Source organism: Bacteroides sp. 1_1_14, from assembly GCF_000162515.1.
Classification (GTDB): domain Bacteria; phylum Bacteroidota; class Bacteroidia; order Bacteroidales; family Bacteroidaceae; genus Bacteroides; species Bacteroides thetaiotaomicron.
In genome coordinates this window covers 389,132-406,152 of record NZ_GG774704.1, presented here as the reverse complement: position 1 = coordinate 406,152, position 17,021 = coordinate 389,132, and the positions used below count along the sequence as shown (strand labels likewise).

The following is a 17,021-nucleotide window of genomic DNA, read 5'->3' as shown; positions in this document are numbered from 1 at the left end:
TGGGAGAAGACAAGGTTACAATGGACTTGCCTCTTGCCATAGCTTTTAATATCAAAAAAGAATGTGTACAAAACTACTAAAAGCAGGAAAGAGAAGGAGTGCACACACTATATTTATCTTTATCAGACCACGTGTGACTCAAAATACGACGAATATTAAGCCTTATTACCTAATTACTGAAAAAATAGTCGCATAGACAAAAAAAGAGGAATGACTATTTTATATTAAAAAAAGAAGGGGATGTGCCTTAGTTTTGACACAGCCCCCTTCTATTTTCAGACAAGAAAAGAGGAAATCAAAAGTAGCTATCAGTATGACATACTAAAAAAACACCTTTCTTAAAAAGAGAATATTTACACTATTTATGAAGACGATAATTACACATAATTTTCAAGAAAAACCAAAGAACTGCGTGCATTTACAAATACAATATTCCTCTGTATTGCCTTCCGAGACATTCACACATCTAATTGCAGGATTTTCCTCATTTTATCTTTCATTTTTAACCCTATAAAAAAAGTATAGCTACATTATATTATTTTTTTCTCTCCATATTTACAGATCAACTAGAAAAAAATCAGTTCAAAACACCTCTTTTATGACCTCCCTATCGGCTAAAGATAAGTTCCTCGGTGAGGAAAGACGCGTTGGTTTTAAACCAACGGCACTTTGGTTTAAAACCAACAGGTGCTTTTTCTACAAAAAAGCTACATATATCATGCAGTTTTATACAGAATCAGCCTACTTTTCTGCATATTATTGCGTTTTTTTTGCAGTTTAATCTCCAGTTTATTAGTTTTTGAGCTGTTTTCTCCTATAGTAATCTTAAAAACAGAACATTTCGATGATAAGAATGATATGGAACCACAACACAGACATATAAAATTGATAAGGCAGAAAGAAGCGGGACGATTATATAATCATGAAATTGTATCTGTTCATTAGGTTTATATAACCGAAAAGAATTATCTTTGCTACATATCAACAGTTGGACTAAAAGGAATTTATGACGAAAGCTTTATTTTTTGATATAGACGGAACGCTGGTTAGTTTCGAAACACACTGTATCCCGTCTTCTACCATTGAGGCATTGGAAGCCACCCACGCAAAAGGGCTTAAAATATTTATCGCTACCGGACGCCCGAAAGCCATTATCAACAATCTTTCCGAATTGCAGGACCGGAACCTGATCGATGGATATATAACCATGAACGGAGCCTATTGTTTTGTCGGAGAAGAAGTAATTTACAAAAGTGCCATCCCGCAGGAAGAAGTAAAAGCAATGGCTGCTTTCTGCGAAAAGAAAGGAGTCCCCTGCATCTTCGTGGAGGAGCATAATATCTCTGTTTGCCAACCGAATGAGATGGTGAAGAAGATCTTTTATGACTTCCTGCATGTAAATGTCATCCCGACAGTTTCCTTTGAAGAAGCAAGCAATAAGGAAGTGATCCAGATGACTCCCTTCATCACGGAGGAAGAAGAAAAAGAAGTGCTTCCATCCATCCCGACTTGCGAAATAGGCCGCTGGTATCCGGCTTTTGCGGATGTCACAGCCAAAGGCGATACCAAACAGAAAGGCATCGATGAAATCATCCGGCACTTTGGTATCAAGTTGGAAGAAACGATGTCCTTCGGCGACGGAGGAAACGATATCAGCATGCTCCGCCACGCAGCTATCGGAGTCGCTATGGGGCAGGCCAAAGAGGATGTAAAAGCCGCAGCCGACTATGTGACAGCCCCCATTGATGAGGACGGCATCAGCAAGGCTATGAAACATTTCGGGATTATCTAATTCATTTATCCGGTCAGCACATCTGCTTATCCGTCACTAACTTTATGAGCGTAGACACTAATAACGCAGCTTTTCAGGACGCCCTGAATCTTATTCAGTATACCCGCCAGTCGGTTTTTCTGACCGGAAAAGCGGGTACAGGTAAATCTACATTCCTACGTTATGTCTGCGAACATACCAAGAAGAAACATGTCGTTCTCGCACCTACCGGCATCGCAGCCATCAACGCCGGAGGAAGTACGATGCACAGTTTCTTCAAACTCCCCTTCTATCCGTTACTGCCGGACGATCCGAATTTAAGTCTCCAGAGAGGACGCATTCACGAGTTCTTCAAGTACACCAAACCGCACCGGAAATTACTGGAACAGATTGAACTGGTCATCATAGACGAAATCTCTATGGTACGGGCGGACCTCATTGATGCCATCGACCGCATCTTACGTGTATATTCGCATAACTTACGGGAACCTTTCGGCGGCAAACAGTTGTTATTGGTAGGCGATGTTTTCCAGCTGGAACCTGTCGTGAAGAATGACGAGAGGGAGATTCTGAACCGTGCCTATCCTACTCCATACTTCTTTTCGGCAAGAGTATTCAGCCAGATCGATCTGGTATCCATCGAACTCCAGAAAGTATACCGGCAGACTGATTCCGTCTTTGTCAGCGTTCTCGACCATATCCGTACCAACACCGCCGGAGCAGCCGACCTGCAACTGCTGAACACCCGATACGGAAGCCATATCGAAGAATCGGAAGCCGATATGTACATCACGCTTGCCACCCGAAGGGATACGGTTGACTCGATCAATGAGAAGAAACTGGCCGAGCTGGCAGGAGAACCGATCACCTTTGAGGGAAGCATTGAAGGAGATTTTCCCGAAAGCAGTCTGCCGACCTCACAGGAACTCGTTCTGAAACCGGGTGCTCAAATCATCTTTATCAAGAATGATTTCGACCGCCGGTGGGTAAACGGTACCATCGGAGTGATTGCCGGTATCGACGAGGAAGAAGAAACGATATACGTCATCACCGACGATGGCAAGGAATGCGATGTAAAACGGGAATCATGGCGCAACATCCGCTATCGCTACAACGAAAAGACAAAAGAGATTGAAGAGGAAGTACTGGGCAGCTTCACCCAGTATCCCATCCGGCTGGCCTGGGCCATTACCGTCCACAAGAGTCAGGGACTGACTTTCAGCAGGGTAGTGATTGACTTCACGGGAGGTGTATTTGCCGGCGGACAGGCGTATGTAGCACTCAGCCGCTGCACCTCGCTGGATGGCATCCAACTCAAAAAGCCGATCAACCGGGCGGATATCTTTGTGCGTCCCGAGATCGTAAACTTTGCCGGACGGTTCAACGACCGGCAAGCCATCGATAAGGCCCTGAAACAGGCACAGGCCGATGTTCAGTATGCCGCTGCCGCACGTGCATTCGACAAAGGGGATATGGAGGAATGTCTGGAACAATTTTTCCGTGCCATTCACTCCCGTTATGACATAGAGAAACCTGTTCCCCGCCGATTAATCCGTCGGAAACTGGGGATTATCAACACCTTGCAGGAGCAGAACAAAAAGCTCAAAGAGCAAATGCGGGAACAGCAGGAACGTCTGCGGCAATATGCCCACGAATATCTGTTAATGGGAAATGAATGTATCACCCAAGCCCACGACGCCCGTGCCGCCATCGCCAATTATGACAAAGCGCTCAGCCTCGATCCTAATTATATAGATGCCTGGATACGGAAAGGAATCACCTTGTTCAACAGCAAAGAGTATTTTGATGCGGAAAACTGTTTCAATACCGCTGTCAGCCTTCATCCTGCAAACTTTAAAGCTGTGTACAACCGTGGAAAACTGCGTCTGAAAATCGATAATACAGAAGGGGCAATTGCAGACCTGGACAAGGCTACAAGTCTGAAACCCGAGCATGCCGGCGCACACGAGCTCTTCGGAGATGCCCTGTTAAGAGTGGGGAAAGAAGTGGAAGCCGCCATACAATGGAGAATTGCCGAAGAACTCAGAAAGAAAAAATCATAAATAAGTTGGTAGTGTATCAGAAGTCTTCTGATTGTGAAAGTTATTGAATATCATCTTACATCAAAAACTTTTTATTAACTTTGCCTTCGTATGTACGTCAAACTCTTAAAAGAAAAGCAAATGAAAAAAGGTTTGAAAATCGCAGCTATCGTTGTAGGGGTAATAATCATTCTGATGCTCCTCCTTCCTTTCGCCTTCCAAGGGAAGATAGCAGGTATTGTAAAAACAGAAGGCAACAAGATGCTCAATGCACAATTTGATTTCAAGAAACTCAACATTAGCCTGTTCCGCAACTTTCCGCAGGCTTCTGTTACTCTCGAAGATTTCTGGCTGAAAGGCGCGGGAGAATTCGCAAACGATACCCTTGTACAAGCCGGAGAGGTGACTGCCACCATCAATCTGTTCTCCCTTTTCGGAGACAGCGGTTATGACATTTCCAAAGTATTCATAGAAGATACCCGCCTGCACGCCATCGTCCTGCCGGACGGTCATGTCAACTGGGATATCATGAAGCCCGACACGACAGATACGCAGGAAACGCCTGCCACGGAAGAAGAGTCATCTCCTTTCAAAGTCAAGCTGCAACGTTTCGTCATCAAGAACATGAATTTGATTTATGACGACCAGCAAAGTAAAATGTATGCCGACATCCGTGATTTCAACGCCCTTTGTGCCGGTGACCTGGGCAGTGACCGCACTACGCTGAAACTGGAAGCGGAAACCAAATCACTGACTTACAAGATGAATGGCATTCCTTTCCTTGCAAACGCCAACATCTCCGCCAAGATGGATGTAGACGCCGATCTTGCCAACAACAAGTATACACTGAAAGACAATACCATTCGCCTCAATGCCATTCAGGCAGGTATCGACGGTTGGGTGGAACTGAAAGATCCCGCCATCGACATGGATCTCAAACTCAATACCAATGATGTAGGCTTCAAGGAAATACTTTCTTTGATTCCTGCCATTTACGCAACGGAATTCTCCAGTCTGAAAACAGACGGAACCGCTACTCTTGCCGCATCAGCCAAAGGTACGCTGCAAGGAGATACTGTCCCCGCATTCAACATCGATATGCAAGTCAAGAACGCTATGTTCCGCTATCCGGCACTGCCCGCAGGAGTCGATCAGATCAACATTAATGCCAACGTCCGGAATCCGGGAGGAAATATAGACCTGACCAGCATCCAAATCAACCCGTTCAGCTTCCGTCTGGCAGGGAATCCTTTCAGTCTGACTGCGGACGTGAAAACTCCGGTCAGCGACCCCGATTTCAAAGCTGAAGCAAAAGGTACGCTCGATCTGGGCATGATCAAACAGGTATATCCTTTGGGAGATATGGAACTGAACGGAACCATCAACGCCGATATGCAAATGTCCGGACGCCTTTCTTATATAGAGAAAGAACAGTACGACAACATGAAAGCCTCCGGAACCATCGGTCTGACCAATATGAAACTGAAAATGCAGGATATGCCGGATGTGGATATCAAGAAATCACTCTTCACCTTCACCCCGAAATATCTGCAACTGAGCGAAACGACGGTCAATATCGGTAAGAACGATATTACTGCCGACAGCCGTTTCGAAAACTATATCGGCTATGCTCTGAAAGGTACTACGCTGAAAGGAACGCTGAACATCCATTCCAATTATTTCAATCTGAATGATTTCATGACAGCCTCCGCAGATAGCGTTGCAACTACTGAAGCTGCTGCTACAGACTCCACGGCGATTGCCGGCGTGATAGAAGTTCCGCGCAATATCGACTTCCAGATGGACGCCAATCTGAAACAGGTGCTGTTTGACAAGATGACATTCAACAACATGAACGGTAAACTTGTTGTCAAAGACGGAAAGGTAGATATGAAGAATCTTTCTATGGGTACTATGGGCGGCAACGTGGTGATGAACGGATATTACTCTACCGCCAATGCGAAGAAACCGGAAATGAAAGCCGGATTCAAACTGTCGGATATCAACTTCTCACAGGCATACAAAGAACTGGATATGGTTCAGCAACTGGCTCCTATCTTTGAGAACCTGAAAGGAAACTTCTCCGGCAGCATCAATGTGCTGACCGACCTGGACGCAGCCATGAGCCCGGTACTGGAAACGATGCAAGGAGACGGCAGCTTGTCTACCCGCGACCTCAGTCTGAGTGGTGTGAAAGCAATCGACCAGATAGCCGACGCCATCAGCCAACCGAGTCTGAAAGAAATGAAAGTAAAAGATATGACACTGGACTTCACCATCAAAGACGGACGGGTGGAAACCAAACCGTTTGATATCAAAATGGGTGACTATAATCTGAATCTTTCCGGTAGCACAGGACTTGACCAGACCATCGACTACTCCGGCAAGATCAAGCTTCCGGCATCCACCGGCATTTCCAAGCTGATGACGCTCGATCTGAAGATCGGAGGTTCATTCACTTCCCCGAAAGTCAGTGTCGATACAAAGAGTATGGCCAATCAGGCACTTGAATCCGTAGCCGACGAAGCGATCAGCAAACTGGGAGAAAAGCTCGGACTGGATTCTGCCACGACTGCCAACAAAGATTCCATCAAACAGAAAGTGACGGAAAAAGCTACAGAGAAAGCACTTGATTTCTTAAAGAAGAAACTTAAATAAGAAAAGGAGAAGAGAGTATGCTTCTGAAACTGTACGATAAAAACAATAACCCGCAGGACTTGCAACGGGTAACCGACATCCTGAACGACGGCGGACTGATCATCTATCCTACGGATACGATGTACGCCATCGGATGCCACGGGCTGAAAGAACGTGCTATTGAACGGATTTGCCGGATCAAAGATATTGATCCGCGCAAAAACAACCTGTCTATCATCTGCTACGATCTAAGCAGTATCAGCGAGTATGCCAAAGTGGGTAATAATGAGTTCAAGCTCATGAAGCATAATCTCCCCGGCCCGTTCACGTTTATCCTGAATGGCACCAACCGGCTGCCCAAAATCTTCCGTAACCGAAAAGAGGTGGGTATCCGTATGCCGGACAACAATATCATCCGTGAAATCGCCCGCTTACTGGATGCTCCTATTATGACCACCACACTGCCATATGATGAGCATGAAGATCTGGAATATATGACCGATCCCGAACTGATTGACGAAAAGTTCGGTGATATCGTGGATCTGGTAATCGACGGAGGAATAGGAGGCATAGAACCTTCTACAGTAGTGAAGTGCACAGAAGATGAACCGGAAATTGTCCGTCAGGGAAAAGGCTGGCTGGAAGGGATTTAATCCCGAAGACTATTAACTTAGAGAATATATAAATCAGGCACGGACTACACGGATTTCACGGTTTTAAAAGATTACATATCTAAAAAACGTGTTAATCCGTGAAATCCGTGCCTGAATATTTCTTACTTAATCAATGATTCCGGATCCAGATGACCTGCTTCGATATCCTTGAAGTAACGGTAAGTACCTACTTTCAACTCTTCCGTAGCAGCATCGTCACAAACGATAATACCCTTTTCGTGCATCTGCAAAGCACTGATAGTCCACATCTGAGTGATAGAACCTTCTACTGCATGATATAATGCGCGGGCCTTATTGTGACCATTTACGATAATCATCACTTCTTTAGCAGAAAGCACAGTGCCTACACCAACAGTCAGAGCTGTCTTCGGAACTTTGTTAATATCGTTGTCAAAGAAACGGGAGTTCGCAATGATTGTATCCGTAGTCAGCGTTTTCTGACGGGTACGGGAAGTCAGTGAAGAGCCCGGTTCGTTGAATGCGATGTGTCCGTCTGGACCAATGCCACCCATGAAAAGGTCGATGCCACCATAAGACTTAATCTTTTCCTCGTAGCGTGCACATTCTGCATCCAGGTCGGGAGCATTACCGTTCAGGATATTCGTATTTTCCTTTTTGATATCGATATGGCTGAAGAAGTTATTCCACATAAAAGAGTAATAGCTTTCCGGATGTTCTTTCGGCAAGCCTACATATTCATCCATATTAAATGTTACGACGTTCTGGAAAGAAACGATTCCTTTCTTATTTAAATCGATCAAAGCTTTATACATACCCAGAGGTGAAGATCCCGTAGGACAGCCCAATACAAAAGGTTTTTCCGGAGTTGGGTTGGCAGCTTTTATTTTTGCGGCAACGTAATGTGCAGCCCACTGAGATACGGACTGATAGTCCGGCTGAATAATAAGTCTCATAAGTCGATTGTTTTATAGGTTAGTAAATAATTGTTCATTCTTTATTTAGCGGTCTTTTTTCAAGCGGTCCGCCATCGCACGTGCCAGATTCTCACACTGGGTATAGGTAATATCCTGCATCGCCTGTTTCATCTCTACCGGATCGCCTACCAGTTCGAACTTACTCTTTTCCGCAAATTCAGCCATACGCTTCACAGCAGCTCCTGCCCAGGTGAAGGAACCGAAGTATCCCAAATAACGTCCTTTGAGTTCGCGAACCAGAATCTTAGACAATAACGATTCCACTTCCGGGAATATCTGATTACTGTATGTCGGAGAACCGACAATCAATCCTTTATAACGGAAAATATCTGCAAGGATATAAGAAGGATGACTCTTCGTCACATTGTGCATCACAATATTCCTGATTCCCTGTGCTGAGAGTTCCGCAGCAATAGCTTCCGCCATCTGTTCCGTATTTCCATACATACTGCCATATACGATAACCACACCTTCGTCCGCATCATAACGGCTCAGACGGTCGTAGATACCAATCACCCTGGAAATATTCTCTGTCCATACCGGTCCGTGTGTAGAGCAAATGGTAGTGATAGGCAGTCCTCCCAATTTTTGCAGGGCTTTCTGTACCGGACTACCGTATTTGCCAACGATATTGGAGTAGTAACGCACCATTTCACCCCAGTACCTATCTACATTGATACGGGTATCCAGAAATCCTCCGTCTACAGTGCCAAAGCATCCGAATCCGTCACCTGAGAAAAGGATTCCGTCCGTTTCATCAAATGTCATCATCGTTTCGGGCCAGTGCACCATCGGAGTCATATAGAAACGAAGCATATGCTTGCCTAATGCAAGGAAGTCTCCGTCTTTCACCAGATATTGCTCGCCGGTAACACCGTAGAATCCTTCAATCATACCGAAGGTTTGCTTATTGCCGACAATAATAATATCCGGATAGTGTTGTTTAATCAATCGGATGGAGCCCGAATGATCCGGTTCCATGTGATTTATAATCAAATAGTTAATAGGACGTTCGCCGATTACTTGCTTGATCTTGCGCAAGTAGACTTCAAAATAACAGATATCTACAGTATCCACCAACGCCACCATTTCATCATCAATCAAATAAGAGTTATACGAAACTCCATAGGGCAACGGCCATAACGCCTCAAAACGGTGTTTATTACGGTCATTTACTCCCACATAGTGGACATTTCCTTTAATTCTTGTTTTCTGTTCCATTCTTCAACTTTAATTAATTTCTGCTCACCAGCTATGATCCTCTGAGGACAGAGATTTATTCTGTGGTGAAGTTATCTTCCGCAAAAATAACTCTTTTTTCTGAATCCCTGTACTTCTTACCTTGATAAGCTCCCCTTTCTTTCATTCTTTTTTGCAAACGAGTTACAAATTCATAATTCTTCAGTCCCCAGTCCGGAGCAATCAGCAATTCTTTGGGAGACTGCGAAACAAAACGTTCCAATACCAGATCCGGGCGGAGATGCTCTACATAGTCAATCACCAGGTCAATATATTCGTCCACTTCCGTAAACAGATGAAAACCTTCCGGATTCTCTTCGTATTCATGCGCCATGCGAGTACCACGAATCAACTGTAACTGATGAATTTTGAGTGTGGACAAAGGAAGCGCGGAAAGGATTCCTGCCTGCTCTACCATTGTATCATGTGTCTCTCCCGGAAGACCGAGGATGACGTGCCCGCCCGTCAGTATGCCACAGGCGGCGGTACGCTGAACAGCCTCTACCGTATCCGCATACGTATGTCCGCGATTGATACGCCGCAATGTCTCATCACTGGCACTCTCAATGCCATATTCCACCATCAGGAATGTATGGCGGTTCAGTTCTTCCAGATACTGGAGCAGTTCTTCCGGCATACAATCCGGACGCGTACCGATCACCAATCCTACTACCCCGTCTACCTGCAACGCCTCTTCATATTTACGTTTCAGTCCTTCCAGTTCTGCATAAGTATTGGTATATGCCTGGAAATACGCCAGATATTTCATCTCCGGATATTTATGGGCAAAGAAACATTTCCCCTCCTCCAGTTGGGTAGCAATCGACTTTTCCGTCCGGCAATAGTCCGGGTTGAAAGTCTGGTTATTGCAATACGTACAACCGCCCCATCCCTTCGTCCCATCCCGATTAGGACAAGTAAAACCGGCATTTAATGATATTTTCTGCACTTTGTAAGGAAAATGTTTTCGCAGAAAGGTTGGGAAATCATTATATTGTATTTGATAAGACATATCTATTTAATTCATTTGTTATTTGTGTGGCAAACATAAGAAAAAACAGCGAGTTACGGAAAGATGCCCCAAAATATCTTCAATATATTAAAAAAAACATAAAGTGCATAAGATAAATTAATATTTATTGCGAAAGCAGAAACTATTTAGTTAGTTTTGTGTGATTTTAAGCATTGACGGGAGGATACTTGTGAAAGTCTTGTGCAATTATTCCCCAATTATGATTTCATCTCACCATACCCCATGCGACTCTCGTCAATAAACTATCCTCTTTATGTTCTAAAAACAGAATATAAAGAGGATTTTTAGCATAAGCAGGCAGACAAGACAGCGAAAGGGAGGAAAAAATAGGCAAACTTTCGTATTATCCGTTCAATGTAGCGTCCGGGCTTCTTGTTTTCCATCCTTTTACTTATTTTTGTTCTAACAAAAAACACCGATATTATGAAACGCGCCTGGCTCCTTCTTATTTCTCTTTTTAACTTTTGCATATTAGTGGCCCAGCCTACCTATCAGATCAAGCATTATTCCGTCAATGACGGAATGTCTCAAGGAATAGTACAGACGATCATACAAGACAAAAAAGGATTTCTATGGTTCGGCACCTGGAACGGGCTGAATAAATTCGACGGATATACATTCAAAAACTATAAGACATCTTACAAAGACGGCTATATTCTGAATACCAACCGGATCAGTCAGATAGCGGAAACGAAATATGGGGATATCTGGTGCCAAGCCTATGACGGACGGGTGTATATGTTCGACAATCAGACAGAGAAGTTCATCGACATTTTAGGTTCAGTAGCAGAAACGATGATAACGAATAATTATGCCGACCATATTTATACCCTTTCCAAAGGAATCTCATGGATCACCTTTCAAAACGAATGTGCCGCCATCCGCATAGATGACCAACTTTGCAAACAGGGGAAAGGAATCACTCTATACAGCTCCTTCAAACAAAACTTGAAGGGAGACAAGATATATACCGTTTTCGAAGATTCCGAAGGAGATGAATGGATACTGACCAACAAAGGAATTTCTATCATAGGAAAGAAGCAGGTAGACAGCGATTTCCCGTTCCAATATATTAAAGAAGCGGATGGAATTATTTATCTGGTTTCCCAATCGGACAAATTGGCCTCTTACAACTTTAAGACCAGACAATTCAAATTCATAGAGATTCCTTATCATGTTTCGATGATTAACGAAGTCAAGAAGTTTGACTCCAATACACTTTTGCTGGCTACAGATAACGGACTGATTATTTATAAGATAAAAGAAAAAGAATTCCAGTTGATTGATATACGCACATCAACGCAACCTTCCAACGTCGTACAGTCAGTTTATCAAGACCATTACAAGGAACTATGGCTATTCCCCCAAACGACAGGAGTGATCCGTTATAATCCATCCACCGAGGAAATGCAGCATTTGTTCACACCGGCCGACGAAGTGATCAGATATGAACGGAAAAATAAGAATGTGATCTTTGAAGACCGGCAACACACGTTATGGGTTCTCCCCCCGGAAGGGAATCTGTCTTATTATGACCGTGAAAACAAAGAACTGAAACCCATGCTGAAGGACAGCAACAATCCGAAGTCTGTTTTCAGTCCGCTCGTCCGCTTTTACACACTGGACAATCAAGGCAACTGCTGGCTGACCAGTACACGTGGCATTTACAAATTGTCCTTCTTTCCACATACCTATAATCTGGTGCATATTGACAATGGATTCGAGACCCGCGCTTTTTTATGCGACAGTGAAAAGAGGCTGTGGGTTTCTTCGAAGGCACAGGTGATCAGAGTGTACCAACCGAACGGACAGTTGGAAGGCTATCTGACGCCACAAGGAAAAATAAGCAAAGACAAACAGAGTTTTACAAGCGTATATTGCTTTCTTGAAGATCATGAAGGCAATATCTGGATAGGAACAAAAGAAAACGGCATTTATCTGTTAAAGAAAAAATCACCGGATTCCTATTCCGTACAACAATTCACTCATCAACCGAATATGCCATACAGCTTGAGTGGCAACAGTGTATATTCCATTTTTCAAGATAGCCATAAACGTATCTGGATAGGCTGCTATGGCGGAGGAATCAATTTGCTAACCTACAATAAGGACGGTAAGACAGAATTTATACACAGCGATAATGAGTTGAAGAATTACCCGACCGGCTACGCTTCGAAAGTCCGCCACATATCCGAAGCGCCGGGCGGTGTGCTGTTAATAGGAACCACCAACGGATTACTGACTTTCTCCAATCAATTTGAGAGACCGGAAGAAATCAAGTTTTATCGTAATTGTTGCGAGTCAGGAATAAGTACCAGCCTGAGCGGAAATGATGTGATGCATACGTACACCGACAAGCAAAAACGAACCTATATAGCCAGCTTTACGGGAGGCATCAGCCAAATCGTATCCAAGAACCTGCTCAGCAACAAGATTGAGTTCAAGACATATACAACGGATGACGGACTGGCTTCGGACTTGGTACAAGCCATGCAGGAAGATCAACAAGGCAACTTATGGATTCTTTCGGAAAACGCTATATCCAAATTCGACGCTCAAAGAGAGACTTTTGAGAATTACGGGCTTAACTCTCTGCACCAGGAATTTAACTTCTCAGAAGCGGCACCGGTGATCAACGCGCGAAATCAAATCGTATTCGGTACAGACAAGGGCTTCATTGAGATTTCTTCCAAAGAGATGCAGAAAAGTTCCTATGTTCCTCCCATTGTCTTTACCGGTTTGAAAGTGCAGGGACAATCTTCTGTCATCGCCATTGACGATCTGGAAGAATTACGCCTCACTCCCTCTCAGCGTAATGTTACTTTCCAGTTTGCGGCACTCGATTATGTCGATTCCAAAGAAATCCGTTACGCATACCGACTGAAAGGACTGGAAGAAGAGTGGCACGACGGCGACAAGAACCGTTCTGCCAGCTACATCAACTTGCCGAACGGCAAATATAAACTGCAAATCAAATCCACCAACAGCGACGGCGTATGGATGGACAATATCCGCACTTTATCCATCAACGTACTGCCTACTTTCTGGGAGACGGGCTGGGCATGGCTGCTCTACGTTATTCTCTTCGTTCTCTTTACGGGCAGTATCGTATATGTACTTTTTTATATTTATCGGTTGCGCCACCAAGTGGATATCGAGCAACAACTATCCAATATCAAGCTCCGTTTCTTTACTGACATATCTCATGAACTCCGGACACCGCTGACTCTGATCAGCAGTCCGGTCAATGAAGTTCTGGAAAATGAAGACTTATCCGCCACAGCCCGTGAGCACTTGACTGTGGTACAAAAGAATGCCGAACGTATGCTACGTCTCATGAATCAGATTCTGGACTTCCGTAAGATACAGAATCAGAAGATGAAAGTGCTGGTGGAGAAGACAGACCTGATTCCACTTCTTGAAAAAGTAATGATCAACTTCCGATTGATTGCAGAAGAAAAGAAGATTAATTTCCGGTTGGAAAGCGAACTTAAATCAATATATGCATGGATAGACCGCGATAAGTTTGAAAAGATATTCTTTAATCTGATATCCAACGCATTCAAATATACACCGGCTGAGAAGGCGATTACAATAGAAGTGACAAAACAGACAGATAAAGTGACAATCTCTGTGGTGGATGAAGGCATCGGAATTGAACCGACTAAACTGCGTACTTTGTTCCAGCGCTTCGAAACACTGGCACAGCAGAATATGCTCCAACCGTCTTCCGGCATCGGCCTGTCATTGGTAAAAGAAATGGTCGACATGCATCACGGTACAATCAAAGTAACGAGCGAACCAGAAGCAGGAAGCCGTTTCATGGTAACTCTGCCTCTTCAAAAAGAAGTCTTCGAACAAGACAGTCAGGTGGAATTTATTCTGAATGACAGTCAAAGTCCGACTACCCATCCGGACAGCAGCCTCCAGACTGAGAAAAGACCAGAAGCGGAAGACAAAGAAGATATGGAGAATAATGCGGCTCCGGATACGTTTACTATATTGGTGGTTGAGGACAATGAAGAACTGAAAGCTTTCTTAAAAAACATCTTGTCTGAGAATTATACTGTTATCACCGCTCCGAACGGAAAAGAAGGATTGCAACACGCAGTTGATAATATCCCCGATCTTATCATCAGTGACGTAATGATGCCGGTTATGGACGGCTTGGAGATGATTCGGAAAATCAAAGAAAACAATAACATCTGTCACATTCCCATTATTGTATTATCGGCAAAAGCCTCTTTGGATGACAGGATTGCCGGACTGGAGCAAGGTATAGATGACTATATCACAAAACCTTTCAGCGCCACATATCTGAAAACACGTATCGCTTCACTGCTCCGCCAACGCAAATCCTTGCAGGAAATCTATATGGCCAAACTGACGGAAGGGAAAGAAATAGCTGTCGCAGAAGCTCTTACCCCGTCGCAACCGCAGATTACTCCCTACGACGAGCAATTCATGCAAAAGGTAATGGAGTTCATAGAAGAACAGATGGATAATGCCGAACTGACCATCGACGAATTTGCAGAGCATCTGATGCTCAGCCGCACCATCTTCTATCGGAAACTGAAGTCCATCATCGGACTGACTCCTGTAGACTTCATACGTGAAGTACGCATCAAACGTGCAGCACAGCTAATAGACAGCGGGGAATATAATTTCTCACAGGTAGCCTATATGACCGGTTTCAATGACCCGAAGTATTTCAGTAAATGCTTCAAGAAGGTAGTAGGTATCACGCCTTCCGAATATAAAGAGAAGAATAAATAAAAAAAGAAGCCGACCGTACGCATTCATTAATCACCATAACCGGCTATTTTCTTTCGTAGCACCTAGGTCAGACAATTGTAGCACCCAGGTCAGATAACTGAAGCACCTAGGTAACACATTCGTCTCACCTAGGTGCAACGAAAGAAAAACGACTAAAGACATAAAAGATTTTGGCTAGCAGGATACTTATTTATCCCTATGTTCCAATAAGTTAGCAACAGTTCCGAATCTGTTAATTCCGCTGATTTCCGGAAAGCAGCATTTTTCCGGAATCCTTTTTATATTCTTTCCCGTTAATAATAATGCCTGTAGCATTTTTTATCTGTATGCCCGGAGCCTCGGGATCCTCCACTTTGATATTCTCCATATTCACCTGAGAAGCCTGATTGATTACAATACCTTTCTTGGCATTGGTTACAGTCATGTTCTTGATAAAGATATTCTTAAGAGGCATTTCCGGCAGCCCGTTGAAATATACTGCCCGTCCCGCACCTCTGCAAAGAACATTTGAAATATAAATGTTCCTGAAAACAGGAGTTTCCTCATTCACATCCGGTATCGGAGTTTCCGGAAAGTCATTGACAGCATAATACAAATCCATCGTCAGAGCATCATTGGGAATATCAATCATGTTGATATTATCTATGAAAATGTTCTCCACTACGCCACCACGTCCGCGGGTACTCTTAAACCGCAAACCGACATCTGTGCCCACGAAAGAACAGCCCGATACGTATACATTCCGGACACCACCGGACATTTCGCTGCCGATTACAAATCCGCCATGCCCATGCAAAACCGTATTATTCTTAATAATCACATTCTCACAAGATTCTCCCCGCCTGCGTCCATCCTCATCTTTACCCGATTTCAGACAGATAGCATCATCCCCCGCATCAAAAAAACAATTAGTGACCAGTACGTTTTTACACGACTCCACATCCAGCGCATCGCCATTTTGCGAATACCAAGGATTGAACACCTTCACATCATTCAAAGTCAAAGATTCGCAGGACAAAGGATGGATACACCAGCCCGGTGAGTTCTTGAAAGTCACCCCTTCCAGCAGAATCCGTTTGCTCTTTACTATACTCAGCATGACAGGGCGCAACCAGCTTTTCATGTAAGTCCACTCTTCATCGGTTATTTCTTTCTGCCCGTTATTTTGTCCGGTCATAAGTACAGAAGCTTTCAAAGCACCCGCATCAGGATACCATACTTTTCCGTTCTCATCCACTTTACCACCCGAACTCACCAGATTTTTCCATTGCCGTTCCGTCATCTTGTCTTTCTTGACCGGACGCCATCTATCTCCTGCCCCATCGAAAACACCATTGCCGGTGATGGCTATATTTTCAGCATTCATTGCCGAAATCGGCGATTGGCAGCGCTTAGTGTCCAGCCCTTCGAAAGAAGTGTCGATAATGGGATATAGAGATGTATCGCTGCTAAATACAATGAGAGCATTCTTCTCGGCATATAGATTAACGTTACTCAAAAGTACGACGGGCCCCGTCAACCATAATCCTTCGGGTATGATAACTTTCCCCCCTCCTTTGGAACTTACCGCCTTGATTGCATTGTTTATCGCCTCTGTGTTCAAGGTCACACCATCGCTGAGTGCGCCGAAATCACGGATATTAACCTCATAATCGGGAAAGGAAGGTTGGCTCACTTCAGGCATTGAAAACGGAAGATTCCTGTATACGTCTCCCTGTTCTTTTGTTCCACTTTCCGGATTTGAATAAACCTGATATGATATAAATATCATAACGCCTGTCAGCACAACTCTCAAATCCTTTTTCAAAATTCCATTCATCTCTTTTTAATTTATTTTATCGGGTTCCTATTGATAACTACTTACAGAAATATCCATATCTTCATTGATATGTTTTTCCCATTTCACAAGCAAAA

The 17,021-nt window shown here is 43.9% G+C and carries 9 protein-coding genes and 1 pseudogene; 6 read left to right on the top strand and 4 right to left on the bottom strand.

The features are described 5' to 3' along the window. The 5 genes and pseudogenes from HMPREF9007_RS26000 to HMPREF9007_RS16330 all read left to right on the top strand — a co-directional run. Positions 1-196: pseudogene (locus HMPREF9007_RS26000) on the top strand (IS5/IS1182 family transposase); the annotation flags it as partial. 810 nt (positions 197-1,006) lie between these two features. Next, positions 1,007-1,792 (top strand): Cof-type HAD-IIB family hydrolase, encoded by a 786-nt coding sequence (locus HMPREF9007_RS16315; protein ID WP_008761013.1) that lies wholly within the window; start codon positions 1,007-1,009, stop codon positions 1,790-1,792. 44 nt (positions 1,793-1,836) lie between these two features. Further along, a complete protein-coding gene (locus HMPREF9007_RS16320; RefSeq protein WP_008761012.1) occupies positions 1,837-3,834 on the top strand; it encodes an AAA family ATPase in 1,998 nt (665 codons plus the stop codon). A gap of 120 nt (positions 3,835-3,954) precedes the next feature. Beyond that, positions 3,955-6,471, top strand: coding sequence for an AsmA-like C-terminal region-containing protein (locus HMPREF9007_RS16325; protein WP_008761011.1), 2,517 nt, complete (start codon positions 3,955-3,957; stop codon positions 6,469-6,471). 17 nt (positions 6,472-6,488) lie between these two features. After that, positions 6,489-7,103 (top strand): L-threonylcarbamoyladenylate synthase, encoded by a 615-nt coding sequence (locus tag HMPREF9007_RS16330; protein WP_008761010.1) that lies wholly within the window; start codon positions 6,489-6,491, stop codon positions 7,101-7,103. 122 nt (positions 7,104-7,225) lie between these two features. Here the strand turns inward: HMPREF9007_RS16330 and nagB are convergent, their stop codons facing one another. Genes nagB through HMPREF9007_RS16345 form a run of 3 tightly spaced genes read right to left on the bottom strand, consistent with a single transcriptional unit; the run spans position 7,226 to position 10,310 of the window. Beyond that, positions 7,226-8,038, bottom strand: a complete 813-nt coding sequence (gene nagB / locus HMPREF9007_RS16335) for a glucosamine-6-phosphate deaminase (RefSeq protein WP_008761009.1) — start codon at positions 8,036-8,038, stop codon at positions 7,226-7,228. Between the two features lie 45 nt (positions 8,039-8,083). After that, positions 8,084-9,280, bottom strand: a complete 1,197-nt coding sequence (locus HMPREF9007_RS16340; RefSeq protein ID WP_008761008.1) for an FprA family A-type flavoprotein — start codon at positions 9,278-9,280, stop codon at positions 8,084-8,086. A 55-nt stretch (positions 9,281-9,335) separates the two neighbouring features. Further along, positions 9,336-10,310 carry a TIGR01212 family radical SAM protein gene (locus HMPREF9007_RS16345; protein ID WP_008761007.1) on the bottom strand — a complete coding sequence of 325 codons (975 nt, stop codon included), beginning with the start codon at positions 10,308-10,310 and terminating at the stop codon, positions 9,336-9,338. Positions 10,311-10,754: 444 nt separating this feature from the next. Between HMPREF9007_RS16345 and HMPREF9007_RS16350 the strand changes: the two genes are divergently transcribed. After that, positions 10,755-15,107, top strand: coding sequence for a hybrid sensor histidine kinase/response regulator transcription factor (locus HMPREF9007_RS16350; protein ID WP_008761006.1), 4,353 nt, complete (start codon positions 10,755-10,757; stop codon positions 15,105-15,107). 232 nt (positions 15,108-15,339) lie between these two features. Here the strand turns inward: HMPREF9007_RS16350 and HMPREF9007_RS16355 are convergent, their stop codons facing one another. Continuing rightward, the gene (locus HMPREF9007_RS16355) at positions 15,340-16,926 is read right to left on the bottom strand and encodes a glycoside hydrolase family 28 protein (RefSeq protein WP_008761005.1); all 1,587 of its coding nucleotides are present in this window, start codon (positions 16,924-16,926) and stop codon (positions 15,340-15,342) included. Positions 16,927-17,021: the final 95 nt, after the last annotated feature.